At 72.4% G+C, this 22,481-nt stretch carries 26 protein-coding genes; 20 read left to right on the forward strand and 6 right to left on the reverse strand.

Annotated features, from left to right (window positions below):
* Positions 1 to 23 precede the first annotated feature (23 nt).
* The 5 genes from ACFY1L_RS41120 to ACFY1L_RS41140 all read left to right on the forward strand — a co-directional run bounded on the left by ACFY1L_RS41120 (position 24) and on the right by ACFY1L_RS41140 (position 5,132).
* Entirely contained in the window at positions 24 to 287 is a 264-nt protein-coding gene (locus ACFY1L_RS41120; protein ID WP_388837044.1) for an acyl carrier protein, read from the forward strand.
* A 5-nt stretch (positions 288 to 292) separates the two neighbouring features.
* Positions 293 to 1,528: a beta-ketoacyl-[acyl-carrier-protein] synthase family protein gene (locus ACFY1L_RS41125; RefSeq protein WP_388837047.1), complete on the forward strand. Its 1,236-nt coding sequence runs from the start codon at positions 293 to 295 to the stop codon at positions 1,526 to 1,528.
* A gap of 60 nt (positions 1,529 to 1,588) precedes the next feature.
* Positions 1,589 to 2,554, forward strand: a complete 966-nt coding sequence (locus ACFY1L_RS41130; RefSeq protein WP_388836727.1) for an aldo/keto reductase — start codon at positions 1,589 to 1,591, stop codon at positions 2,552 to 2,554.
* Between the two features lie 31 nt (positions 2,555 to 2,585).
* Positions 2,586 to 4,304 carry a 3-hydroxyacyl-CoA dehydrogenase family protein gene (locus ACFY1L_RS41135; RefSeq protein ID WP_388836730.1) on the forward strand — a complete coding sequence of 573 codons (1,719 nt, stop codon included), beginning with the start codon at positions 2,586 to 2,588 and terminating at the stop codon, positions 4,302 to 4,304.
* An 87-nt stretch (positions 4,305 to 4,391) separates the two neighbouring features.
* Complete coding sequence (locus ACFY1L_RS41140; protein WP_388836733.1) at positions 4,392 to 5,132, forward strand: HAD family hydrolase; 741 nt, start codon at positions 4,392 to 4,394, stop codon at positions 5,130 to 5,132.
* On the opposite strand, the gene ACFY1L_RS41145 is transcribed toward ACFY1L_RS41140, so the two are convergent.
* Positions 5,092 to 6,021, reverse strand: a complete 930-nt coding sequence (locus tag ACFY1L_RS41145; protein WP_388836736.1) for a ScbA/BarX family gamma-butyrolactone biosynthesis protein — start codon at positions 6,019 to 6,021, stop codon at positions 5,092 to 5,094. The genes ACFY1L_RS41140 and ACFY1L_RS41145 overlap by 41 nt on opposite strands.
* 116 nt (positions 6,022 to 6,137) lie before the next feature.
* Here ACFY1L_RS41145 and ACFY1L_RS41150 point away from each other — a divergent pair, with 116 nt between their 5' ends.
* Together ACFY1L_RS41150 and ACFY1L_RS41155 are read left to right on the forward strand one after the other, a co-directional pair.
* Positions 6,138 to 6,824, forward strand: coding sequence for a ScbR family autoregulator-binding transcription factor (locus tag ACFY1L_RS41150; protein ID WP_388836739.1), 687 nt, complete (start codon positions 6,138 to 6,140; stop codon positions 6,822 to 6,824).
* Positions 6,821 to 7,546, forward strand: a complete 726-nt coding sequence (locus ACFY1L_RS41155) for an HAD family phosphatase (protein WP_388836742.1) — start codon at positions 6,821 to 6,823, stop codon at positions 7,544 to 7,546. Before ACFY1L_RS41150 ends, ACFY1L_RS41155 begins: the two co-directional genes overlap by 4 nt.
* A 90-nt stretch (positions 7,547 to 7,636) precedes the next feature.
* Here the strand turns inward: ACFY1L_RS41155 and ACFY1L_RS41160 are convergent, their stop codons facing one another.
* Positions 7,637 to 8,386 (reverse strand): SDR family NAD(P)-dependent oxidoreductase, encoded by a 750-nt coding sequence (locus ACFY1L_RS41160; protein ID WP_388836745.1) that lies wholly within the window; start codon positions 8,384 to 8,386, stop codon positions 7,637 to 7,639.
* Between the two features lie 202 nt (positions 8,387 to 8,588).
* On the opposite strand from ACFY1L_RS41160, the gene ACFY1L_RS41165 reads away from it, so the two are divergent.
* From ACFY1L_RS41165 to ACFY1L_RS41175, 3 genes are all read left to right on the forward strand, one after another.
* Positions 8,589 to 9,185, forward strand: a complete 597-nt coding sequence (locus ACFY1L_RS41165; RefSeq protein ID WP_388836748.1) for a TetR family transcriptional regulator — start codon at positions 8,589 to 8,591, stop codon at positions 9,183 to 9,185.
* A 227-nt stretch (positions 9,186 to 9,412) separates the two neighbouring features.
* Complete coding sequence (locus ACFY1L_RS41170) at positions 9,413 to 10,780, forward strand: IS701 family transposase (RefSeq protein ID WP_388836751.1); 1,368 nt, start codon at positions 9,413 to 9,415, stop codon at positions 10,778 to 10,780.
* 147 nt (positions 10,781 to 10,927) lie between these two features.
* Complete coding sequence (locus tag ACFY1L_RS41175) at positions 10,928 to 11,734, forward strand: BTAD domain-containing putative transcriptional regulator (RefSeq protein ID WP_388836754.1); 807 nt, start codon at positions 10,928 to 10,930, stop codon at positions 11,732 to 11,734.
* A gap of 13 nt (positions 11,735 to 11,747) precedes the next feature.
* Here ACFY1L_RS41175 and ACFY1L_RS41180 read toward each other — a convergent pair whose 3' ends face one another.
* Positions 11,748 to 12,692: a LysR family transcriptional regulator gene (locus ACFY1L_RS41180; RefSeq protein WP_388836756.1), complete on the reverse strand. Its 945-nt coding sequence runs from the start codon at positions 12,690 to 12,692 to the stop codon at positions 11,748 to 11,750.
* 141 nt (positions 12,693 to 12,833) lie between these two features.
* On the opposite strand from ACFY1L_RS41180, the gene ACFY1L_RS41185 reads away from it, so the two are divergent.
* Complete coding sequence (locus ACFY1L_RS41185; RefSeq protein ID WP_388836758.1) at positions 12,834 to 14,303, forward strand: MFS transporter; 1,470 nt, start codon at positions 12,834 to 12,836, stop codon at positions 14,301 to 14,303.
* Between the two features lie 145 nt (positions 14,304 to 14,448).
* Complete coding sequence (locus ACFY1L_RS41190; RefSeq protein ID WP_388836760.1) at positions 14,449 to 15,276, forward strand: MBL fold metallo-hydrolase; 828 nt, start codon at positions 14,449 to 14,451, stop codon at positions 15,274 to 15,276.
* A 21-nt stretch (positions 15,277 to 15,297) separates the two neighbouring features.
* On the opposite strand, the gene ACFY1L_RS41195 is transcribed toward ACFY1L_RS41190, so the two are convergent.
* Complete coding sequence (locus ACFY1L_RS41195) at positions 15,298 to 15,510, reverse strand: hypothetical protein (RefSeq protein WP_388836763.1); 213 nt, start codon at positions 15,508 to 15,510, stop codon at positions 15,298 to 15,300.
* 5 nt (positions 15,511 to 15,515) lie between these two features.
* A complete protein-coding gene (locus ACFY1L_RS41200; protein WP_388836766.1) occupies positions 15,516 to 16,112 on the reverse strand; it encodes a DUF5994 family protein in 597 nt (198 codons plus the stop codon).
* A gap of 296 nt (positions 16,113 to 16,408) precedes the next feature.
* Here ACFY1L_RS41200 and ACFY1L_RS41205 point away from each other — a divergent pair, with 296 nt between their 5' ends.
* From ACFY1L_RS41205 to ACFY1L_RS41230, 6 genes are all read left to right on the forward strand, one after another.
* Positions 16,409 to 16,765 (forward strand): PRC-barrel domain-containing protein, encoded by a 357-nt coding sequence (locus ACFY1L_RS41205; RefSeq protein WP_388836769.1) that lies wholly within the window; start codon positions 16,409 to 16,411, stop codon positions 16,763 to 16,765.
* Positions 16,766 to 16,802: 37 nt separating this feature from the next.
* A complete protein-coding gene (locus ACFY1L_RS41210; RefSeq protein WP_388836772.1) occupies positions 16,803 to 16,973 on the forward strand; it encodes a hypothetical protein in 171 nt (56 codons plus the stop codon).
* A 43-nt stretch (positions 16,974 to 17,016) separates the two neighbouring features.
* Positions 17,017 to 18,744: a SpoIIE family protein phosphatase gene (locus ACFY1L_RS41215; RefSeq protein ID WP_388836775.1), complete on the forward strand. Its 1,728-nt coding sequence runs from the start codon at positions 17,017 to 17,019 to the stop codon at positions 18,742 to 18,744.
* A gap of 163 nt (positions 18,745 to 18,907) precedes the next feature.
* On the forward strand, positions 18,908 to 19,276 hold the full coding sequence (locus ACFY1L_RS41220; protein ID WP_388836778.1) for an STAS domain-containing protein: 369 nt from the start codon (positions 18,908 to 18,910) through the stop codon (positions 19,274 to 19,276).
* 46 nt (positions 19,277 to 19,322) lie between these two features.
* A complete protein-coding gene (locus tag ACFY1L_RS41225) occupies positions 19,323 to 20,132 on the forward strand; it encodes an ANTAR domain-containing protein (RefSeq protein ID WP_388836780.1) in 810 nt (269 codons plus the stop codon).
* On the forward strand, positions 20,129 to 20,890 hold the full coding sequence (locus ACFY1L_RS41230; protein ID WP_388836784.1) for a GAF domain-containing protein: 762 nt from the start codon (positions 20,129 to 20,131) through the stop codon (positions 20,888 to 20,890). Before ACFY1L_RS41225 ends, ACFY1L_RS41230 begins: the two co-directional genes overlap by 4 nt.
* 6 nt (positions 20,891 to 20,896) lie before the next feature.
* Here ACFY1L_RS41230 and ACFY1L_RS41235 read toward each other — a convergent pair whose 3' ends face one another.
* Positions 20,897 to 21,373 (reverse strand): DUF5994 family protein, encoded by a 477-nt coding sequence (locus ACFY1L_RS41235; RefSeq protein WP_388836787.1) that lies wholly within the window; start codon positions 21,371 to 21,373, stop codon positions 20,897 to 20,899.
* 171 nt (positions 21,374 to 21,544) lie between these two features.
* On the opposite strand from ACFY1L_RS41235, the gene ACFY1L_RS41240 reads away from it, so the two are divergent.
* The gene (locus ACFY1L_RS41240) at positions 21,545 to 21,796 is read left to right on the forward strand and encodes a hypothetical protein (protein ID WP_388836790.1); all 252 of its coding nucleotides are present in this window, start codon (positions 21,545 to 21,547) and stop codon (positions 21,794 to 21,796) included.
* Positions 21,797 to 22,030: 234 nt separating this feature from the next.
* A complete protein-coding gene (locus ACFY1L_RS41245; RefSeq protein WP_388836793.1) occupies positions 22,031 to 22,477 on the forward strand; it encodes a DUF5994 family protein in 447 nt (148 codons plus the stop codon).
* Positions 22,478 to 22,481 lie beyond the last annotated feature (4 nt).

Genomic DNA, 22,481 nt, shown 5'->3' on the forward strand with positions numbered 1-22,481 from the left:
ACGAACAACGAGAGGAAACCACCATGAGCACTCCCGTCATCCAGACCCAGGAATCCCTCAAGCACCGCGTCTCCGCCCTGATCAGCGAGAAGTTCGGCCTCGACGAGGCGGAACTGCTCTCCGGCGCCACCTTCGACGAGCTGGAGATCGACTCCCTGATCCTCGTGGAGCTGAGCCTGATCCTGCGCAAGGAGATGGACATCGTCCTCCAGGAGGGCGAGCTCAAGTCCGCCTTCACCCTGGACGAGGCCGTCGCCGTGATCCGTGCGAAGGCGGATCGGGCGTGAGCGGCGTGGCCCGGGGCCGCGGAGTCGCGGTCACCGGCATGGGCCTCGTCACCCCGGCCGGCATCGGGGTGGAGGAGAACTGGCGGCGCGTGCTGTCCGGTGTCTCCGCCGGGGCCACCGACCCCGAGCTGAAGGGCGAGAAGGTCGACATCTCCTGCCGGGTTCCCGGCTTCGACCCCACGGCCGAGCTGGGCCGGCGCACCGCCTGGAAGCTGGACCGCTTCACCCAGCTCGCCGTGGTCGGCGCCCGGCAGGCGGTCGCCGACTCCGGCCTGGACACCGGGTCCTGGGACTGCACCCGGGTGGGTGTGGTCATCGGCAACTCGCTGGGCGGCGCGGCCACCCTGGAGAAGCAGCTGCGCACCTACTCCGAGGGCACCCCGGAGGACGTGTCGGCGCTGATGATCCCCATGAGCATGGTCAACATGGTCGCCGGATACGTCGCCATGGACCTGCGGATCCACGGCCCCAGCCTGGTCACGGCGACCGCGTGCGCGTCGGGGGCGTCCGCGATCGGCACGGCCCGCGAATGGCTGCTGTCGGGGCTGTGCGACGTGGTCCTGGCCGGCGGGACCGAATCGGCGATCAGCCCCGGCACGCTCAACGGGCTGTCCCGGATGGGTGCGCTGTCGGGCCGTACGGATCAACCCGCCGCGGCGTCCCGCCCGTTCGCGGCGGACCGGGACGGCTTCGTGGCCGGCGAGGGCTCGGCGATCCTCGTGCTGGAACGGTGCGAGGACGCCACCGCCCGGGGCGCCCGGCGCTATGCGGACATCGCCGGCTTCAGCGCCACGTCCGACGCGCACCACGCCACCGCCCCGCACCCGCAGGGCGAGGGCCTGGCGCGGGCGCTGCGGGCCGCCCTGGACGACGCCGGAGTGCTTCCCGACGAAGTGGAGCACGTCAACGCGCACGGCACCTCCACCCCGATGAACGACCTCACGGAGGCCCGTGCCCTGCACTCGGTGCTCGGCGACCGCGCGGCGGTCACCTCCACCAAGGGCGTCACCGGCCACACCCTCGCCGCGGCGGGTGCCGTCGAGGCCGCGTACACCGCGCTGGCGCTGTACCACGGCGCCGTGCCGCCCACCGCCAACGTCGAGTCGCTGGACCCGGCGATCGACGTCGACATCGACGTGGTCACCGGCTCGGCGCGGCACCGGCGGCTGAGTGTCGCCGCGAGCACGTCCCTGGGCTTCGGTGGGCACAACGCCGCCCTGGTCCTCACCGCCGCGGCCTGACGGGGCCGGGGTGTCCGCACCCCGGCCCCTCCAACTCCCCCTGACAGGAAGGAAGTTCACGTGACCACGCGTGGCCTCGGCCCGACCGGACTCGACGTCCACCCCGTCGGCCTCGGGTGCATGGGAATGAGCTGGGGCTATGCCGAGTCCCAGCGCGACGACACGGTCTCGGTCGCGGTGATCCGGCAGGCCCTGGACGCCGGGCCGGTCCTGCTGGACACGGCCGACGCCTACGGCGCGGGTCACAACGAGACCCTCGTCGGCCGCGCCCTCGCCGGACGCCGCGGCGACGCCGTGGTCGCGACCAAGACCGGCATCGTCGTGGACGACCTCGCCACCCGCACCCTGAGCCGCGACGGTTCCCCCGAGCACATCCGGCGCTCGGCCGACGCCTCCCTGAGGCGGCTCGGCGTCGACGTCATCGACCTGTACTACCTGCACCGCGTCGACCCCGCCGTACCGCTGGAGGAGTCCTGGGGCGCGCTGTCCGAGCTGGTCCGCGCGGGCAAGGTGCGCCACCTCGGGCTGTCGGAGGTGACCCGGGAGCAGGCCGACGCCGCTCACCGGGTGCATCCGGTGGCGGCGGTGCAGTCCGAACTGTCCCTGTGGACAAGGGAACCGCTCGACCCCGACAGCGGGATCTCCGGCTGGTGCGCCGAACACGGCGCCGCCTTCGTGCCGTTCGCGCCGCTGGGCCGGGGCTTCCTCACCGGCCGCTACACCCGGCCCGAGGACTTCGAGGCCGGCGACTTCCGGGCCACCAACCCCCGTTTCACGGGTACGGCGTTCACCGCCAACCTGCGCATCACGCACGCGGTGGAGAAGGTCGCCGCCCGGCACGGCGCCACCGCCGCCCAGGTCGCCCTGGCCTGGACCCTCGCCCAGGGCGACCACGTCGTCCCGATCCCCGGCACCAAGCAGGCCCGCTATCTGGCGGACAACCTGGCGGCGGCCGAACTGCTGCTCACCGCACAGGACTTGAAGGAACTGGACGCGGCACCGGACCCCACCGGCAGTCGCTACTGACCGCACGCCCCTCCACCGACAGGAGCACACCATGCCCGATCAGCCGGACGGCGCCCCCGCGCCGTCCCCGTACACCGTGGCCGTCGTCGGTCTGGGCGGCACCGGACTGACCCTGGTGCGCCGACTGGCCGGCGCGGGGCTCACCGTCGTCGGCATCGACGACGACCCGGCGGCCCTGGTCCGCGCCCAGGAACTGAGCCCCTCCGAGCGTCCCCGCACGGTGACCCGCTTCCCGGCGGGGGTCACCGCGGCCGACCTGGTCATCGAGGCGGTACCGGAACCGGCGGCGCTGAAGCGGCTGGTGCTGGCCAAGGTGCGACAGCGCATCAGGCCCGGTACCCCGGTGCTCACCACCGCGCTGACCACGCCGCTCGCCGACCTCGCCGAGGCCGCGGGCCCGGACCTGTTCGCGCTGCGCTTCCTGCGCGCGGACGACCTGGACGCCGTGGAGGTCGCCCGCGCTCCCGGCGCCGGGGACGCCGCGGCCGAGCGGGTGGAACAGATCCTGACGGCGGCCGGAATCACGGCACACCAGGTCGTCGACCGGCCGGGCTCGCTCGCCCCCGGCCTGCTGCTCGGCCTGCTGAACCGGGCCGCGTGGATGGTCCACGACGGGTACGCCACCGCCGAGGACATCGACACCGCGCTGCGGCTCGGCTGCGGCTGGCACGAGGGTCCGCTGGCCGTGCTGGACGCGATCGGCCTGGACACGGCACGCGACCTGCTCTCCCGCCTCGCCGAGACGGCCGACGGGCACCCGGCGCCGGCCCCGGTCCTCGACGAACTGATCGCCCGGGGCGCGCTCGGCCGCAAGACGGGCCACGGCTTCCACCGCCACGACCGGGGCGAGGGGCCGCGCCGCCCGGCCGAGCCGACCGCCCCGCCCGGCCGCCGGGTGGTGGTCGTGGGCTCCGGGACCATGGCCACCGGCATCGCGGAGTCCTTCGTGCGCGGCGGCTTCGACACCACACTGCTGGCCCGGACCGAGGAGAAGGCACAAGGGGCCGCGGAGCGCGTGGAGTTCGCGCTGCGGCGCACGGGCACGGACGAGCAGGGCGGGCAGGGCGGCTTCACCGCGACCGCGAACCGCTCGGTGCTGGGCGCGGTGGACATCGTCGTCGAGGCCGTGGTGGAGGACCTGGAGGTCAAGCGGCGGCTCTTCGCCGAGCTGGGCGCGGTCTGCGCGCCGCGCACCCTGCTGGCCACGTCCACCTCCAGCCTGCCGGTCGCCGCCTGCACCGAGCCCGCGGACCGTCCCGCGGACGTGCTGGGCCTGCACTTCTTCAACCCGGCTCCGGTGATGCGCCTGGTGGAGCTGGTCCCGGCGAAGGGCACCAGCAAGCACAGTCTGGCCCGTGCCCGCGCGGTGGCCGAACGGCTCGGCAAGCAGACCGTGCAGTGCGGCGACCGGGCCGGTTTCATCGTCAACGCGCTGCTCTTCCCGTATCTGAACCAGGCTCTCGAGCTGCTGGACGCGGACGAGACGACGACCGCGGCGCTGGACGCGACCGCACGGGCCGTGGGCGGCCAGCCGCTCGGTCCGGTACGGCTGCTCGACACGGTGGGCGCCGATGTGGCCCTGGAGGTGCAGCGCCGGCTCCGGGCCGACCCGCGCTGCCGGGCGCCGGAGACGGCCCCACTGCTGAAGCAGCTGGTGGCCGCGGGGCACCTGGGCCGCAAGACGCCCGGCAAGGGCACCCGCACCTACCTGGCCTCCCGTACCACGGCGCCGGTCCCCGCGTCCGTCTGATCCCGCCGGGCGGCGGCTCTTCCCCCTCCCCCCAGGTGGGGCCGCCGCCCGGCTTCCCCCTCCCACCCGCACGGAAGGCCGTACCCCATGTCCGCTGTCCCCGGCGCACCGAACGCCCCCGTCGAGATCGCCTTCTTCGACGTCGACGAGACGCTGATCACCGTCAAGAGCATGTTCCGCTTCCTGGAGTTCCACTACCGCGAGCGCGGTCTGCCGCCGTCCGCCTACGAGGACGCGGCGGGCACGCTGCGGCGCAGGTCGGCGGCGGGTGTCTCACGGCTGGTCACCAACCGCGAGTACTACCGGCTGTACGCGGACCGCCCGCGCGAGGAGCTGTTCGCGCACGGCCGCGCCTGGTTCGACGCGGAGCTCGCCGCCGGCGCGCTGCTGCATCAGCCGGTGGTGTCCGCCCTGCGCCGGCACCGGGAACAGGGCGCGCTGACCGTGCTGGTGTCGGGCTCGTTCCGGCCGTGTCTGGAGCCGGTCGCGAAGCTGCTCGGCGCCGACGAGATCCTGTGCAGCGAGCCGGAGTACGTCGGCGGGTACTGCACGGGTCTGGTGGAACGCCCGGTCATCGGCGTCGAGAAGGGCCGGCTGGCGCGCACGCTGATGCGGCGGCGCGCGGTGTCCCCGTCGCGCGCCGCCGCCTATGCCGATCACGCCTCCGACCTCGACCTCCTGCGCTCCGTGGGCCATCCCGTCGCCGTCGGCGACGACATGGTGCTCGGCGCCCATGTCGCCCGGGTGGGCGGAGGCACGCTGCCGGGGGTCGGCCGGGTCGCGGACGTCAGCCGGTCTGCTCCTTCGCGACCGACACCAGCGCGGTGAAGCACAGCATGTCCTCCTGATGCATCGTCACCAGGAACCGGGCACGGCCGAGTTGGTCGTCGGGCAGCAGCTGTGCGTCCACCCAGCAGGGGGAGTCGAGTTCGACGTAGCGGTGGAAGACGGTCTCCATCGCCTCGGCGACACCGACCCGGGGGTGCCGCAGGGTGCGCACGGCCTGCTTGGCGGCCTCGAGCAGGAGGATGCCCGGGGCGTGGTCGCTGGGGTGGTCGAAGTACATCGGGTGGTGGGTGTCGATCCGCAGCTGCCAGCGGTCCGTCGCGTCGGTGGGTGAGAGCACCACGTCCCTGAACTCCTCGCCGGCGCCGGAGACCGGGGGCGGCAGCGGGCGGCTGCGGGCCAGCTCCAGCATGCGGTGGGCGTCGTGGTAGGAGCCGCGCAGCCGCTCGTAGATGGCGGGCGGCTGGATGGTGAACCGGGTGTGGGCGGTGGCCAGTTGCTCGCCGTCGCGCAGCACGGTGATGTTCAGGGACAGGGCCGAGACCCGGCCGCGCCGGCGGACCACGTCGTAGCAGCGGATGTGCAGATCGGGCCGGCCGCCGATGCCCTCCTCGCGCAGTGTCCTGAGGTTCAGCGCGTAGCGGTACTCGCTCCAGAGCAGACGGTGGCCGAACGGGACGTCGTAACCGGCGTGCGACAGCAGCGGAAAGGCCTGCCGAATCGTTTCCGTGAGCAGTACGGCGCTGTCCTCGCGGCGGTCCCCGGCGGCCAGGAGATCGCCGGTGTCCGTCCAGTCGGCCGCGACCAGGAACTCGTCCTGAGCCAGGCGCTTCAGGCCCGAGAGCAGTACCTGGCCGGCGTCGTGCTTGTGGACGAGGTCCTTCGCCACCCGGGCCGGTCTCGAAACAGCAGCCGTCACCATCTCGTTCATGTGGAATCCCCCTGTTTTCCCGCATCGACATGCGCTGCCCCCGCGAACTGGCGGAGGCGCGCCACAGCCAGTAACATAGAGGACGTTCTTTTTCTTGTCGAGACCGGGATGCAGCCATGGCACGAGCGAACACGAATCGCGCACCCAAGCAGGAGCGCGCGATTCAGACCCGAGAGCAGCTCTTGAAGGCGGCCGCGGAGGTCTTCGACGAGTACGGCTACGCCGGCGCCGGGATCAACAAGATCCTGCAGCGTGCGGGCGTGACGGCGGGGGCTCTGTACTTCCACTTCAAGGACAAGCAGAGCCTCGCGATGGAGGTGATGAACGCCCAGCGCAGCACGATCGAGCCGCATGTGCCCACGACCGGCCTGCAGCGCCTGGTGGACATCACCCTCATCTGGTCGCACTCGCTCCAGGCCGACCCGCTGCTGCGGGCCGGCGTCCGGCTCACCGGCGAGCAGGCCGCCTTCGGCCTGCAGGACGCCACGCCGTACACGGTCTGGGCCCGCAGCTTCGAGGACTGCCTCGAAGTGGCGCGCGCCCAGGGCGAGTTGCGGGAGCACGTGCGGATCGAGGAGCTGGCCGAGTTCGTCGTCGGCGCGTGCACCGGCATGCAGGAGTACGCACAGGTCGTCTCCGGGCGTGCCGACCTGCCCCGCCGCACGGTGAACATGTGGCGCCTGTTGCTGCCCAGCATCGCCACCGACCCGGCTCTCGGCGGGATGGAGAACAGCGAGGAGCGCGCTCTGTCCCTGTGGACGTCCGTGAGTGCGCCCGGCCAAGGGGAGGGAACCCGATCATGACCGACCGACTCCACAAGTTGAGACTGGCGGCCGTCAACATCGACGGCGTCCTGCTGAACGACACCTTCAGCCCGCTCATCCACCGGTTCGTCACCCGCCGCGGCGGCGTCTACTCGGCCGATGTGGAGCGCCGCGTCTTCTCGCAGCGGCAGGCCGACGCCGGCCGTGCCATGGCGGCCGCGGTGCCGCAGGAGCTGACCGGCGAGGAGGCCCTGGCCGCCTACTTCGAGGAGCGCGCCGCCTACCTCGCCGACCACCCCGTGGAGGTCACCGAGGGAGCCGGGGCACTGCTGCGGCGGCTGCGCGCCGCCGGGCTCGACGTGGTCTGCTACGGCGGCCTGGCCAAGTCCCACTTCGACGAGCATCTCGGGGCGTACGCCGGGCTGTTCACCCCTCCCCACTACATCTGCACCAACGACGTGCGCCCCGGACTGCGGGAGATCACCGCGCACTTCGGGCTGGTCCACGGCCAGGTGCTCTTCATCGACGACGTGGCCCGGGTCGCCGAGGCGGCCAGGGCCCTCGGGGCACCGTTCATCGGCCGGCCCAGCCGGTTCGAGCACAGCCACCAGGCCGAGCTGATGCGACAGGCCGGGGCACGCCATCTGGTGGACGGACTGGACGAGATCGACGACGCGCTGCTGCGCACGGTGGACGAGGAGGCGACGGCCGGCACGGCGTGGCCGACCCGGGCCGACGAACCGGTGCCGACGGCCGGTTAGAGCCTTCTCGCCCCCTGGGCCGTCCGGACACCCCTGATGGAAGAGGGGTCGCGGACGGCCCATCGGCCGCCCGGACAGTCGTACGGCATCTCAGACGGCCAGCGTGCCGCCGTCGACCGGGACGGTCGCACCGGTCACGAAGGACGAGGCACCGCTGCACAGCCACAGCGCCGCCTGCGCCACCTCGACCGGGGCGGCGAACCGCTTCTGGACGGCACGCGCGAAGAACGCCTGCTCCATGCCCGGCATCTGCTCGACGACCGACTCCATCATCTCGGTGAGCGTGCTGCCCACGGCCAGGGCGTTGACCCGGATACCCCGGTCCCCGTACGAGGCCGCCGCTGCCTTGGTGAGGCCGATCACCGCGTGTTTCGCGGCCACGTAGGGCGCGCCCACACCGGTGGCGATGAGGCCGGCCACGCTCGCGGTGTTGACGATCGTGCCGCCGCCGGTGCCGAGCATGGCGCGGATCTGGTGGCGCATGCAGTTCCACACGCCCCGGACGTTGACGTCCATGACGGTGTCGTAGTCGTCGTCCGACATCTCGTGCAGATCGACGCCGAGCGTGGCGTGGCCGGCGTTGTTGAAGGCGGCGTCCAGGCGGCCGAAGCGCTCCACCGCGGTGTCCACGACCCGTTCGACGTCCTCGCCACGGCGTATGTCCCCGGTGACATACGCCGCCCGGCCGCCCTTGGCCTCGATCTCCTCGGCCACCGAGGCGAGTTGCTCCTGGCGGCGGGCCGTGAGCACGACGGCCGCGCCGTGCTCGGCGAAGAGCCGTGCCGCCGCCGCGCCGATGCCCGACGAAGCCCCGGTGATCATGACTACCCGATCGCTCATTACGCACGCTTGTTCGATCATGACGGCCAGTCAAACAGGCACCCGGCAGACCGTCAGCCGGATTGGGCAGTCGTTACCGGCCAACCTGCCAAGAACGTTCCGAGCTGCTCGTTTTCCGGATCTCTTGGGAATTTCTTGACCTATGGTGGTGCCGTCGCGGGCCGGCCGCGGCACACGGGGGCGGGAGGAGGTGCGAGCACATATGGCGCGACAGGAGAGGGCCGAGCAGACCCGGCAGCGGATCGTCAGGGCCGCGGCCGCCGAATTCGCCGAGCACGGCTACGACGGCACCTCCCTGCACCGGATCGTCAGATCGGCCGGTGTCACCATGGGCGCGCTGACCTTCCACTTCCCCAGCAAGTCGGCCCTGGCGGACGCCGTCCAGGAAGCGGGCACGACCGCCACCCGCGAGGTGATGCTCATCGCCGCCCCCACGCCGGGGCTGCAGGGCGTGCTCGACGAGGTGCTGACACTGGCCGACGCCCTGCGCACCACGCAGAGCATCCGTGCGGCCGCCCGGCTCACCCGCGAGGGGCACGCCGCCGACCACGGCTGGTACGACTCCTGGGCCCCCGGCCTGCGCGAGGCGCTGGAGCGGGCCTGGCGCGAGGAGCACCTGGACGGCGGGCTGACCCCACTGGCGGCCGCCTCCCTGCTCTCCCACGTCCTGCTCGGCGTCGAGGCCGCCGCCACGGCCCCGGACGCAGTGCGCACGATCACCGGCGACGGTCCCGAGGAGAACCTGACCCAGGCCCTGAAGGCGTTGGGCGCCCTCCTCACGCCCAACACCCCTCACTGAATGCGTAGTTCCGCACACCTGCCGTAGCGCTGAAGCGACACGCTCAACGCGCGGTACGGAATTTTCCGCGCCCGGCCCACTGCCCGGCACGCCACTCCCGCCGCAGCTCAGAACCCCTGAGCGCATCGCCGCGCGATCCTCCTCGTCGTCGCCTTCCCGGCGCTCGCGCTAGAAACATAGAGAATGTTCTGTATATTTGCGGCTGACCGGGAGAGAGGAGTCCGTCCATGCATCCGGCCACAGAGCACGTCCCGCCGGCCCAGCGGCTCTTCGCCCATCTGCCGCGGGCCGACCAACGGCGGTGGGCCGGCGTCTACTTGAAGGGACTTCTGGCCACCCAGGGCAAGAAGTCGCTGCGGCGCATAGCGGCCTCGGTGACCCCGTCCCCGACGGCACCCCAGTCGCTGCAGCAGTTCGTCAACGACAGCGCCTGGCGCTGGCGCCCGGTCCGCGCCGAACTCGCCCGCTGGGTCGCCGAGCACACCGCCGCGCACGCCTGGACGCTCTCCCCCGTGGTCATCCCCAAGCGGGGCGAGCTGTCCGCCGGCGTCCACCGGCGCTTCGTGCCCGCCTTCGGACGTACCGTCAACTGCCAGCTCGCCGTGGGCGCATTCCTCTCCGGCGACCTCGGCGACCTCTCCGTGGACTGGCGGCTGTACCTGCCGCGGCGCTGGACCGAGGACGCCACGCTGCGGCACCAGGCCCGCATCCCCGAGCCGACCGGTCATGCCACCGCGGCCGACCTGTGCCTCGCCCTCGCCGACCAACTGTCGCGGATCACCCACGAGATGCCGCCGGTGGTCGTCCACACCGACGGTCACATCGACGCCATGGCCGTGATCGAGGGCCTCGGTGCCCGCGGCCTGGACTGGATCGTGGACGTCCCCGACAGCCTGCCCCTGTCACTCGCCCCGGCCGCCGCCCCCCACCCGGCCGACACGACGGCACTGCACGCGGCCCCGGAGCCGGCGGGCGACCTGCTGCGGCGGCACGCCCGGCCGCCCGTCACCACCCCCCTCGCCCCCGGGCGGCCCCGGCTCGGCACCGTACGGGTGCTGCTGCCGGACCAGAACCGGCCGGCCCTGCTGGTCGGCGTCTGGACCGCCGCATGCCCACGGCCCGACCGGATCTGGCTGACCAACCTGCCCCCGGAGGGGCGCGCCCGGGCCCTGGGGCCCGTTGCGAAGGTCCCGCCCCCAGAGGGGGTGCCCCCAGCCCCGCGACGCCCGGCACACGCCCCCACCCTCGAACCGGCCTCGCCCGGCTCGGGCGGAGGGACCCCCTTCGCCGCACCGGGCACAAGCCCAAGTACGTCCGGTCCATCGACGGGGCCTTGCACCCGGCAGGCCGAGAGCACGCACCGGACGCCGCAGGGCCCGCCCCACGGGCGGACGACGGGGCTTTCGCAACAGGCCCTGGCGGTCATCGGCTCCGCCACGGCCGCACGGGTCGGGGTCGCGGAGGCCGAGCTGGGCCTGCACGACTTCGCGGGCCGGTCCTATCCCGGCTGGCACCGCCACGCCACGCTGGTCTCCATCGCCTCGGCGCACCGCAGGCTCGGCCACGAGGTGTGCCTGGCCCCGGGCGGCGGCTGACCGCCGTATGCCGGTCGGCGACCGCCGACCGACGGCCCTTCCCCCCACACAGCACCACGGGAACCCCGCAGCGACGCAGGGCTCCTGCCGATCCGTTCGCCCGTACACCGCTCGCCATGCGGTGACACCCAACCTTGAGGAGGGGCTGTGGAGTTCCGTGTCCTTGGACCGATCGACATCCGCGAGCAGGGGCGTGACATCACCCCTCGCGCGCCCAAGCAGCGGCAGGTGCTCGCCCTGCTCATGGCGAAGGCCAACCACCGTGTGTCCGTGCCGGCGCTGCTGAGCGAGGTGTGGGACGGCGAGCCGCCCCGCACCGCCACCACCGCCCTGCAGACGTACATCGGGGCGATACGCAAGGCGCTGGCCGCCGGCACCGGCACCAGCGCCCGTGAGATCGCCGACCACCGGCTGGTCACCGACGGCAACGGTTATGTGCTGCGCCTCGGGCCCGACGAATGGGACCGGCCCCGCTTCGAGCGGCTGGTCCTTCAGGCTCGTGGCCTGCTGGAGAAGCGCGACGCGCACGCCGCCGCGGAGGTGCTCGGCGAGGCGCTGGCCGTGTGGCGCGGGGCGCCCTTCGGGAACGTCCGGCACGGCAGCCGGCTCACCGTGCAGGCCCGGGTGCTGAACGAGGCGCACCTCGCGGCCTGCGAGGCGCGGATCGACGCGCTGCTGCTGTGCCGGCGCTTCCAGGAGGCGGTCGGGGAGGCCGTCGCCCTGGTCGACGAGCACCCGTACCACGAGAACCTGCACACCCAGCTGATGCGGGCGCTCTACGCCTCGGGCCGCCGTGCCACGGCGCTGGAGGTCTACCAGTCCCTGCACCGCCGTATGACCGACGACCTCGGCATCCCGCCGTCGCCCTCCACCACGACCCTCCACCACGTGATGCTCCAGGACAGCCCCGACCAGCGCTATCTCGCGGCCGCGGGCGCGGGGGCCCTGCAGTGACGCCCCACCGCCCCTAATTGCCGGTGCCCTCGTTCGGCCACAGGCTCTCCACGGCCCGCGAAGGGCCGCCCACCGTGCGTACCCGCTCCATGGCCACCTGGACGAAGGCCCGTAGTCGGGCCGTCTCGTGGCCGGTGGGCCAGACGAAGGCGTAGTCGATGCCCGGGGCGTCCGTGAACGGCTTGAAGACCAGGCCGGGACGGCTGTAGTAGTGCGCGCCGGCGGCCGCCACCGGTGTCACGCCCTTGCCCGCGAGAACCAGGGAGAGCGCGTCCTCCCAGTGCGTCATGGCCTGCCCGTGCGGGATGGGCCGCCCCGACGGCGTCTGCCGCGGGAAGTGGTGGTCCAGCCACTGCGTCGGCACACTCCCGGCGACCGTCAGCAGCGTCGCCTCCGCCAGGTCCTCCACGCTCACCGACTCACGCCGCGCGAACGGGTGCGCGGACGACATCAGCAGCACCCTCGGCTGCGACACCAGCACCGGACCCAGCGTCAGATCCGGCTCGGCCAGCGGAGGTTCGGTGACCTGGAGCTCGACGTCCCCCGCGCGCAGCGGACCGTAGGGGTCCGAGATCTGCACCTGCCGTATCTGCACGTCCACACCCGGGTATCGGCGTCCGAACACCTCGGCGATGCTGTGCAGCAGATGGCCCGTGAACGCGCCGGAGAAACCGATCCGCAGCGAGCCGGTGATCCCCCGCCCGGCCGCCATGGCCCTGGCGACGGCCTCCTCGACCCCCCGCCACGCGGGCGCGAGATCGTCCCTGAGCTGTTCCCCGATGGGCGTGAGGGTCACCTGACGGCTGGTCCGGTCGAACAACTTGGCCCCGATACGGCGCTCCAGCCGGGCGACGGTCTGGCTGACCCGGCTCTGCGACACACCCACGCGCTCGGCACTCCGTCCGAAGTGCAGTTCTTCCGCGAGGGTCAGGAAAATCTCGATCTCCTGGCGTTCCATGACCGGTTCTCCCGCGCCCCCTCACTTCCACGACCTCGAACGATGAGCCCAGCGAATCGATCGTTGCACAGATCGTCCTTGTTGCGCAGGTCCCCCGATTCGAAGCTGGAACAGCCAGCGAGATCATCAGGAAGGACCCTCATGGCCGTCACCGAATCCTCACCCCCCACCCATCCCACGCACGAGGCCGCCGCACCACCCGAGCCCGCCGCCGGCGGCGTCTTCGGGGCACGCGAGTGGCTGGTGCTGATCACCCTGTGCTGCGCCACCTTCATGTGCGGCCTGGACTTCTCCATCGTCACCGTCGCCCTGCCCGACATCGGCACCGCGCTCGGCTTCTCCTCGGCCGGCACCCTGCAGTGGGTGGCCACCGCCAGCCTGCTGCCGTCGGCGAGCCTGCTGCCCCTGTTCGCCCGGGTCGCCGACCTGATCGGCCGCAAGCGGCTGTTCACCCTCGGCGTCGCCGTCTTCACCCTCTTCTCGCTCGGCGCCGCCCTCGCGAACAGCCCCGGCGTGCTGATCGCCACCCGCATCGGCCAGGGCACCGCCGCCGCGATGATCGCCCCGTCCGCCATCGCCCTGATGACCGGCTACTTCCAGGAGGGCCCCAAGCGTGCCCGCGCCCTGGGCCTCAACGGCGCCGTCATGTCGCTGGGCTTCGTGCTCGGCGCGCTCGGCGGCGGTGTCATCACCAACGGCTTCAGCTGGCGCTGGACCATGGTCGCGCTGTGCGTGATGGGTGCGCTGGCGCTGGCCGGTGCGCTGGCCCTGCCGGCGATCCACGAGTCCGGTGCCGCCCGCCGGATGGACATCCCGGGCGCGATCCTGGCCACGCTCGGCCTGTTCGGCCTGGTCTACGGCATCTCCACCGGCGGTGACGAGGGCTGGACCCGTCCCGCCGCGCTCGGCCCGATCGTCGGTGGCCTGGTGCTGCTGGCCGCGTTCCTGCTGGTCGAGCGGAGCCACCCGGAGCCGCTGGTGCCGCTGTCCGTGCTGAACCGGCCGTCCGTGAAGTGGTCGGGGCTGTTCGGTGTCATCACCTTCGGCATGTGCGCCGGTACGACCGTGCTGCTGAGCCTGTACATGCAGGACGTACTGGGCTTCACCGCCCTTCAGGCCGGCCTGAGCTACCTCGGCGAGGGCGCGGCCGCGACCCTCGGCGGCATGTACGTCGCGAAGCTGCTCGGCAGGTTCGGCGGGGTGAAGGTGCTGGCCGCGGGCCTGCTCATCCAGGGTGTCGGCACGGTCGCGATGTTCGCCCTGCCGCAGGACGTGAACCTGGCCGCCCTGCTCGTCACCTCGTCCGTCATGGGACTCGGCCACGTCTTCAGCGTCGTCTCCTTCATCACCGTGATGACCACGGGCGTCACCGAGGAGGACCAGGGCGTCGTCGGCGGTCTGTCGCAGCTGCCGCAGTACGTGGCCGCGATCGGTGTCTCGGGTCTGAGCGCGATCGCCGCGGCCCGCACGGGCGCCCTCTCGTCGGGCGCCACGCCGAGCCGCGCCGACATCCTGGGCGGGCTGCACGCGGGCATGGTCACGGCCGGTGTCGTCGCCCTCGCCGGTGCCCTGCTCGTCGGCGCCGTACTGCGCAAGCGGACCCCGGCCTAGGCCGTCCCGTGTCCGGCATACGGCACCGCCCGCCGGAACCGTCCGCGCACCCGGCGCGGCCGTCCGCCGCCACTCGGCGGACGGCCGCGCCGTCCCCGTATCCGAGCCGCGCCGGGCGCCTTCGCCGCCTGCGAGGAGACCATCCGTGAACGACAGCCGACTGCGCAGGCCCTCCGCCGTCCGCACCCTGCGCGTGGGTGAGATGAAGGTCAGCTACGTGCCCGACGGGGCGATGCTGCTGAAGCCGGCCGGCAGTCTGCCCGCGGCCGTCGACCGCCACTGGAGCAGGTACGGCGCCTATCTCAACGACACCCGCCGCCTCGTCGCCAACACCGGCGGCCTGCTCGTCGAGCACGGCACCCGGGCGCTGCTGATCGACGCCGGGTTCGGCCCGCGCGCGGTGCCGGAGGACCCCGACCACCCCGACCGGGGCGCGGTGCACGGCGGCTCGCTGCCCGGCAATCTGGCCCTGCTCGGGCGGTCGCCCAACGACATCGAGACGGTGGCCTTCACCCACCTCCACCCCGACCACATCGGCTGGGCCTGCGTCGACCCGCCCCTGTTCACCCGGGCCACCTTCGTGATCCCCAAGGCCGAATGGGACCACCGCGACCCCGCGGTGGCGGCCCTCGAACCCCGGACCCGGCTGGTACTCGCAGGCGACGAGGTCTTCCCCGGCGTCCACGCCATGGCCCTGCCCGGCCACACCGCCGGCCACACCGGCTTCGTCATCGCCTCCCACGGCACCCGCCTGCTCGCCTTCGGCGACGCCATGCTCTCCTCGCTCCAGATACGGCACCCCGAGTGGTCCGCGATCTCCGACGCCGACCCCGCCCGGTCGGAGTTCCACCGCCGCTGCCTGATCGCCGAACTCCTGCGCCCGGACACCCTCGGCTTCGGCATCCACTTCGCGGACGTGGTTTTCGGCAGGGTGCGGTCGCAAGGGCAGCGGGCGGCCTGGCATCCGCTGTGACTCAGGCGATGCCGGCGCACCTCACGGACGGCGAGTTCGCCCTCGCGCCAGGGGGCGGCGCCGGCCGTGGGCCTTTCGCGGAGCCGGCGGAGCCGGTCCCGCTACAGGTATTCCGGAATGGCCGTAGTGGAAGGCGGCGATGTGGTCGCTGTGCTGCGAGTTGAGGAGGTGGATGAGGACCACCCCGAGGGCGATCATCGCGAGGATCACGCCCACGGTCACGAACGTCTCCACGGCCCTCACCTTCCCATCGGCTGAAGCGGCAGCGCGGCGGTCACGGCCGGAATCCGCGGACGGGCGGCCGGATCGCCGGCCGCATGCCCTCCTTCGGAGTCCCAGACCGCCTCGACACCGCGGTCGGCCTCGGACACCGTCCGCAGGCGCGCCGCCTCCTCCATCAACCGGCTCGCGGTCGACGTGCCGAGCGGGTCGCTCGCGGCGGCCATCAACCAGGCGGCCGAGTCAGGAGCCGTCCGCGGCGGGACCACGAGGAGGTTCCAGCGGCCCATGCGGTACGAGAGCAGCAGCAGCTCGTGCGGGTCCTGTTCGGCCAGGAACCAGCCCACCTTCACCACATGCCCGGCGACGGGCACCTTGCGTGGAACGACCGGCCAGTGGGTGGGATTCACCGTGACCCGGGTGATCCGCCCCCACAGCGGATCCAGCACGGCGGTCAGAGTGGGGAGTTCGGCCACCAGATCGCGGGAGCGGGGCCACCAGGCACCGTCCAGCAGAGCCGGTGCGGGACCGACGGGAGCCAGCGACAGACGCAGAGAGGACGAGGAGGACCGGTCTTCGGCTTCGGCTGTCGGCGGGAGGGAAATGGTCGCAGTCATGACGCGAACCCTGCCCCGGGCCGGCCGCAACCGGCCCGGCATATTCAATCGCCGAAAACGACACGAGCTTGGCAGCCGGTGCGCGAAATATCCTCGGTGATTCCAGGGTACTCCGCGGACAGGCCCGACGGACCGTACGGCCGACGGAGAAACGGCCCCGTGCGTACCCGCGCCCTCGGACGTCGTGCCGCCCGTGGAAGCACCCGATGACGGCGGGGTGTTTCGGCCATACGATGACAAGTGGGTCGACCGGGGCCGTTGTGCCACCGGCGGACCGCGCAGACAAGGAGCAGGGAATGATCCGTGCAGCCGACGTCCGCGAGTGGCGCAACCATGAAGTGGTCGACCCGAAACAGCGCAGGATCGGCATGCTCGAAGCGGTCTACGTGGACACGGCCACCGACGAACCGGCCATGGCCACCGTCCGGACCGGGCTGCCCACCCGCCACCGCCTGGTCTTCGTCCCCCTCGACGACGCGGTCCTCGGACCGGGCTACGTCAAGGTCCCCTACGACAGGGGACAGGTACGGAAGGCCCCCTCGATCGGGACGGACGACGTACTGCCGGCCGAGCAGGAGGAAGAGATCTTCCGGCACTACGGCATGAAGTACCAGCCGGGAGCGGGCGGCGAACGTCAGCTCGCACGCCGCTGACCGTACGCATACGGCACGGGAGAGGTGATCCGCGGTGATGGCGTTGTTCCTTCTGCTCGTCCTGGTGGCCGTGGTCCTGGGAATCATCGGGGCGGCAGCGGACGGCCTGGGATATCTCCTGGCCATCGGCATCGTGCTCTTCCTCGCCGACCTGGCCTTCTTCACGGTGCGGCTGTCCCGTCGCGCCAGGCGGCGTCCCGTCCGCTGACGCGGTCTTCGGTGGGAGGCCGCCATGACTGGAAGGCGGCGTGATGGAGGGTGCGGGAGGTGAGGGGTGGTCGTGGCCGGCGGCCGAGCCGGGTTTCTGGCGGCAGGTCGTCGAGCAGCTGGGCACAGCCCTGATGGTGGTGGATCCGGCCGGACGGATCCTCGCCGTCAACCCGGCCGCCGAACGGCTGCTGGGCCGCGCCGCCCGCGCGATGCGCGGAATGGACGCGCACGAGCTGCTGCACCGGGACGCGGACGGCAGCACGCTCCTGCGGAAGCAGTGCCCGCTGCTCCAGTCGCTGGCCGAGGGGGCCGCCGCCCGCGGGGAGGGCGACAGCTATCTGCGCGGCGACGGTCGCCTGGTCACGATCTCCTGGTCCGCTTCTCCCCTGGTGGCCGACGGCTCCGTCAAGGGCATGGCCGTGCTCTTCACCGATGTCACGGGCGACCACGGCGCGCGCCGTGAACGTGCGGCCTACACGAGTGCTCTCGAGGACCTCAACGAGCGGCTGACCCTGGTCGCGGAGATCACCGACGTACTGGGCCAGACCCTGGAGACCGACGAGGCCCTCGCCCGGCTGGGCCGGCTGCTGGTTCCGCGCCTCGCCGACTGGGCGGCGGTGGACCTCCGGTCCGGTTCCGGGCAGGTCCACCGGGTGACGGTGACCGGTCCCGCGGGCCGCGACGTGGGACTGGAGGGCGGGCGCGAGCACCTTCCCGAGGCCGGGGAGGGAGACCACTCGCCTCTTGTCCAGGTGCTGAACGGCGGTTCCCCTGTTCTGCAGCACGGGCAGCACGACAGGCAGACGGCGGCAGCCCCGCCCGGCTCTCCCCTGTCCGCCCTCCACAGCGACTTCCTGCGGACGGTGCTCGCGACGTCCGTCATCACGGTGCCGCTGGGCTCCAGACGGCAGATCACCGGCGCACTGACGCTGGTGCGCACCGACCCGGCGCACCCCTTCGACACCGCCGACCTGGACGTGGTGAGCGACATCGGCCGCCGGGTCGGCCTGGTCATCGACAACGCCCGCCGGTACGGCCGCCAGCGCGCCGTAGCCGAGGCCATGCAGCGCAACCTGCTCGCCCCGCTGCCCCAGCCCGGCCGCCTGCAACTGGCCGCCCGCTACCAGCCGGCTCCGGCCGGCTCCCAGGTCGGCGGCGACTGGTACGACGCGTTCGAGCTGAAGGACGGCACGCTCGCGCTGGTCATCGGCGACGTCGTGGGCCACGACCTGACCGCGGCGGCCGGAATGGCCCAACTGCACGGCATCCTGCGGTCCCTGGCCTGGGACCGCACCGAACCGCCCGGCGCCGTCGTCGACCGTCTCGACGACGCCATGCCCGCCATCACCACCGTCACCATGGCCACCCTCGTCCTCGCCCGGGTCGAAGGCCACCCGCGGACCGGTCCATGGACACTGCGGTGGACCAGCGCCGGACATCCGCCGCCTCTCCTCCTGTCCCCGGGCGGATACGCGCAGTACCTCGAAGCCGGGCAGGGACTCGTCCTCGGCGCTCCCCAGGCCGCCGGCGCGAGCAGGCCGAACGCCACGCTGCCCCTGCCGCCGGCCGCCACCCTCCTCCTCTACACCGACGGCCTGATCGAGATCCCCGGCAGCGACCTCGACACCGGCCTGGGCCTGCTGCGCCGCCACGCACTCGCGCTCGCCGACGCACCACTGGACACGCTGTGCGACCAACTGCTCGCCCGGATGCCGCCCGGCAGCACCGACGACGTGGCCCTCCTGGCCCTGCGTCTGCCGACGCCGTGACTTCCGTACCCATTGCTCTCATCACACCGGCGTGCGTGTGCGCAGCAGTACGCTGGCCGCACGGCCGCCCATGACCCTGGCCCTCTCCGTGCAGTCCCGTTCCGCGCAACAGAGGCTCTGCGCAAGGCGAAAGCCACTCCACCGACAGAGGAGATGGGCGCGCATGAGCCCGTATCCCGACCTGTTCGACGAATGCCGTGTGGTCCGGGCCGGTGGTGAGCTGGACGTGACGACCGCGGCGGCCTTCGCGCGGGACCTTCAGGACGCCCGGGACAGCAGCGGGCCGCCGTTCCTCATCGTCGATCTGCGCGGCGTGACCTTCATGGACGGCAGCGTCCTGGACCCGCTGTGCGCGGCGTGGCACGACTGCCGTCGGCGGGACGGATGGGTGCGCGTCGTGCACACCCGGCCGGGCACGACTCTTCTGTTCCGGGCCGGCGGCCTGCTGGAGCGGTTCCCCCGGTACGCCAGCGTCCGGCAGGCCTGGCAGGGCATACCCGCCGGCCGCACTCCGCCGGACGGAACCGTATGACGGCCGGCCGCGGCCGGGCGACGCCTCGCGCCCCACAGCCCCGGACGTGGCGGAAACGAGCACGGTGATCAGCGACGGCATGGCCGAGGTCCTGCGCCTGCTGCGCCTGGACGGGCCCGGTGATCCGGCGCCGTCCTGGGCGCGGGCGCTCGGCGCCGAGGGCGTTGCGCTGACCCTGCTCGTGGGAGCCGGGCGGACGCCCGAGCCGCTGTGGTGCCACCCCGAGCTGAGTGCGCGGTTCGAGGAACTCCAGTTCACGCTGGGCGAGGGCCCGGGGCCGGAGGCGATCCGCACCGGCTCGCCCGTCCTGGAGCCCGACCTGGCGCGCGTACGTTCCGAGCGATGGCCCGCGCTGCTGCCCACCGCGTGGGAGTTGGGCGTGTACGGCGTCTGCTGCTTCCCGCTCGGCATCGGCGCCATCCGCGTCGGCGTACTGACCGTGCTGTGCGACGGGGACCGGCGGATGAGCGAGCAGCAGTACGCGGACGCCACCGCCCTGGCTGCCGCGCTGACCGGCGCGTTGCTGAACGGGGACCGGCCCCGCAACCGGAGCGGGGACGGAGGCGGCGGTGCGCTCGGCGCCCCGGGGTCGCCGTCCGGGCTGCACCGCGCGGCCGTGCACCAGGCCACCGGAATGATCAGCGTCCAGCTCGGTGTGTCCATGGAGGAGGCCCTCCTGCGCCTGCGGGCCCATGCCTACGGCCACGAACGCCCCCTCGGGCAGGTGGCCAAGGACGTGGTCGCCCGCCGACTCCGATTCAAAAAGGCCCTCGACGACGACCCCGACGGCGACCCCGACGGCGACCTCAACGACGATGGAAGCGGGCCGCATTCGCCCGACGGTGGAAGGGGATGATCGGCATGGCCCGCGAACGACGTCTGGCCCAGATCTTCGTGGAGGTCGCGGACTCTCTTGTCGAGGACTTCGACGTCATCGACCTGCTGCAGCGGCTGTCCGCACGCTGCGTCGAGCTGCTCGACGTGTCGGCGGCCGGGATCCTGCTCGTGGACGCGCACGGTGAACTGCAGATCATCGCCGCCTCGGACGAACACACCCGCCTGCTGGAGCTGTTCGCGCTCCAGCACGACCAGGGCCCGTGCGTGGAGTGCTACCGCACCGGGGCCGTCCGCACCAACATCGACCTGACGCGCCCGGAGGCGACCGTGGACTGGCCGAGCTTCGCCGCCCGCGCCCGCGAGACGGGGTACGTGAGCACGCACGCCATCCCGCTGCGCCTGCGCAGCCGCGTGGTCGGCGCCCTCAACCTCTTCCAGGCCACACCGCAGCGCCTCGGCGACGACGACATCGCGCTCGCCCAGGCCCTCGCCGACGTGGCCACCATCGCGATCCTGCAGCAGCGCACGCTGGAACGGTCGCACGTCGAGAACAGCCAGCTGGAGACCGCGCTCACCAGCCGCATCCTCATCGAACAGGTCAAGGGCGTCCTGGCCGAGCGCTGGAACACCTCCGTCGACGACGCCTTCGCCGCGTTCCGGTCGTACGCCCGCGCCCGTCACCTGCGCCTGTCGGACTTCGCCACGCTGATCATCTCGGGCGACTTCGACACCTCGGCCATTCCGCCACCGGACCGGGCCGGGGACCACAACGGCTGACCGCCGTCACGTCGTGCTGCCGGTGCCGGTGTCGATGAGGATCTGTGCGGCCCGGGTGACGTTGTCGGCGCGCACCGCCTCGGCCATCGCGGCGCGTGCCGCCTCGGGCGTCGCGTGCGGCGGGATCACGAGGAGGGAGAAGTGGTCCTGATCGCCCCGGGTGACGAGGACGGTGTCGTCGCCGACCGGGAAGGAGTCGATGCGGACGACTCGGTCGTCGACGACCAGCCGCGTCGGCAGCGCGTCCCAGGCGGTGGCGTCCAGGCCGACGCGCGTGATGGGCCCGAGGTACTCGGTGAGCGCGGCGATCAGGACGGGCAGCTCGGCGGCGATGTCCCGGGAACGCGGCCACCACGCCCCGTCGAGAACGCCACGGCGCTCGTGCGTCGTCTGCAGCCGTACGACGGCAGTCCCGGGCTTGACCGCCCGGTGGACGGCGTCCGGCAGGAGTCGGGTCACCCGCGGGGAGCCGGAGTCGGACATGACACTCGCCCGTCTGCGAGAGATATGGAGTGACTTCCTCGTTTCACGGTACTCCGCGGCACTCGGCGGCCGGAAAGCTCGCTGGTCACACGCGGGGAGCACGGATCACGCCGGAGTAGAGTGAAAGATCCGGTCCGCGGATCCGTGGCCAAGGGGAACAACGAGGTCGTCATGCAGCCCAACGAAACACCCTCGGACGGACACGCCGACGTGCGTATCGTCGCCGCCTCCCCCGAGGTCGCCCGCCGAGTCGCGGAGGTGCTCCGCCGCTGCTTCGACGCCACCGAGCAGCGCAGCTATCCCGCGGACACCGAGGGAGGCACCCGCCTCCAGCTCAGCGTGGACACCACCCGCGCGGCAGAACCGGCGCGGTCCTGGCTGGAGTCCAGCCGCTCGCTCGGGGAGGACCGCCGGCAGAAGTGAGGCGATGGCCGGGAGCCGCCCGTCGGGGCTGTTCGGGGAGTAGCGTGAAGTCATCGGGAGCATTTCGCGCACCGGCCTCGATACCGGTGTCGTTCCTGGTGAGCAACGACACCGGGCAACTGCCGACGCGCAGGGCTCCGGAGACGGGTTCGCACGATGTCCGCGACCACCGACCATCCTCCATTGGGCACCGTGCCCTTCAGGGCCCCGACCGCACGCCTCGCCCTCAAACCCGTGAGCTCTTCACCGGGACACGTCGAACTGGACGGTGCCTGGTGGCCCCTCTCGCGTGACCTGACCCAGGAACTCCCCGCACTGGCCGACGTACTGGACCCGCTGTGGGGTCGGATCACCCGTATCGCCGTCAACCCCCGCTACTGGCCGATCCTCCCGCCGCGGATCCACGTCAACGGCCATGTGGTGAAGGTCGGTTGGTTCACCACGGAGCTGGATCCGCACAAGATCCTGCTGCTGTCCGGCACCTCCGGCCGCTGGGACCTCCTGGTGGTCCCCCCGGAGACCACCGCGCTCCCGGCCGCCCGACTGATGGCCGCCGCGAGCGCGGACACCGGCCCGCCGTCGACCGCGACCGCTCTCATGGCGGCGGAGCAGGCCGAGGACGCCTCCTCGTCGTACGAGGCCGACACCCGTCCGGCGGACCGAATGGCTGTGCGGATGTGACGGG

The organism is Streptomyces sp. NPDC001663 (assembly GCF_042893105.1).
GTDB lineage: Bacteria > Actinomycetota > Actinomycetes > Streptomycetales > Streptomycetaceae > Streptomyces.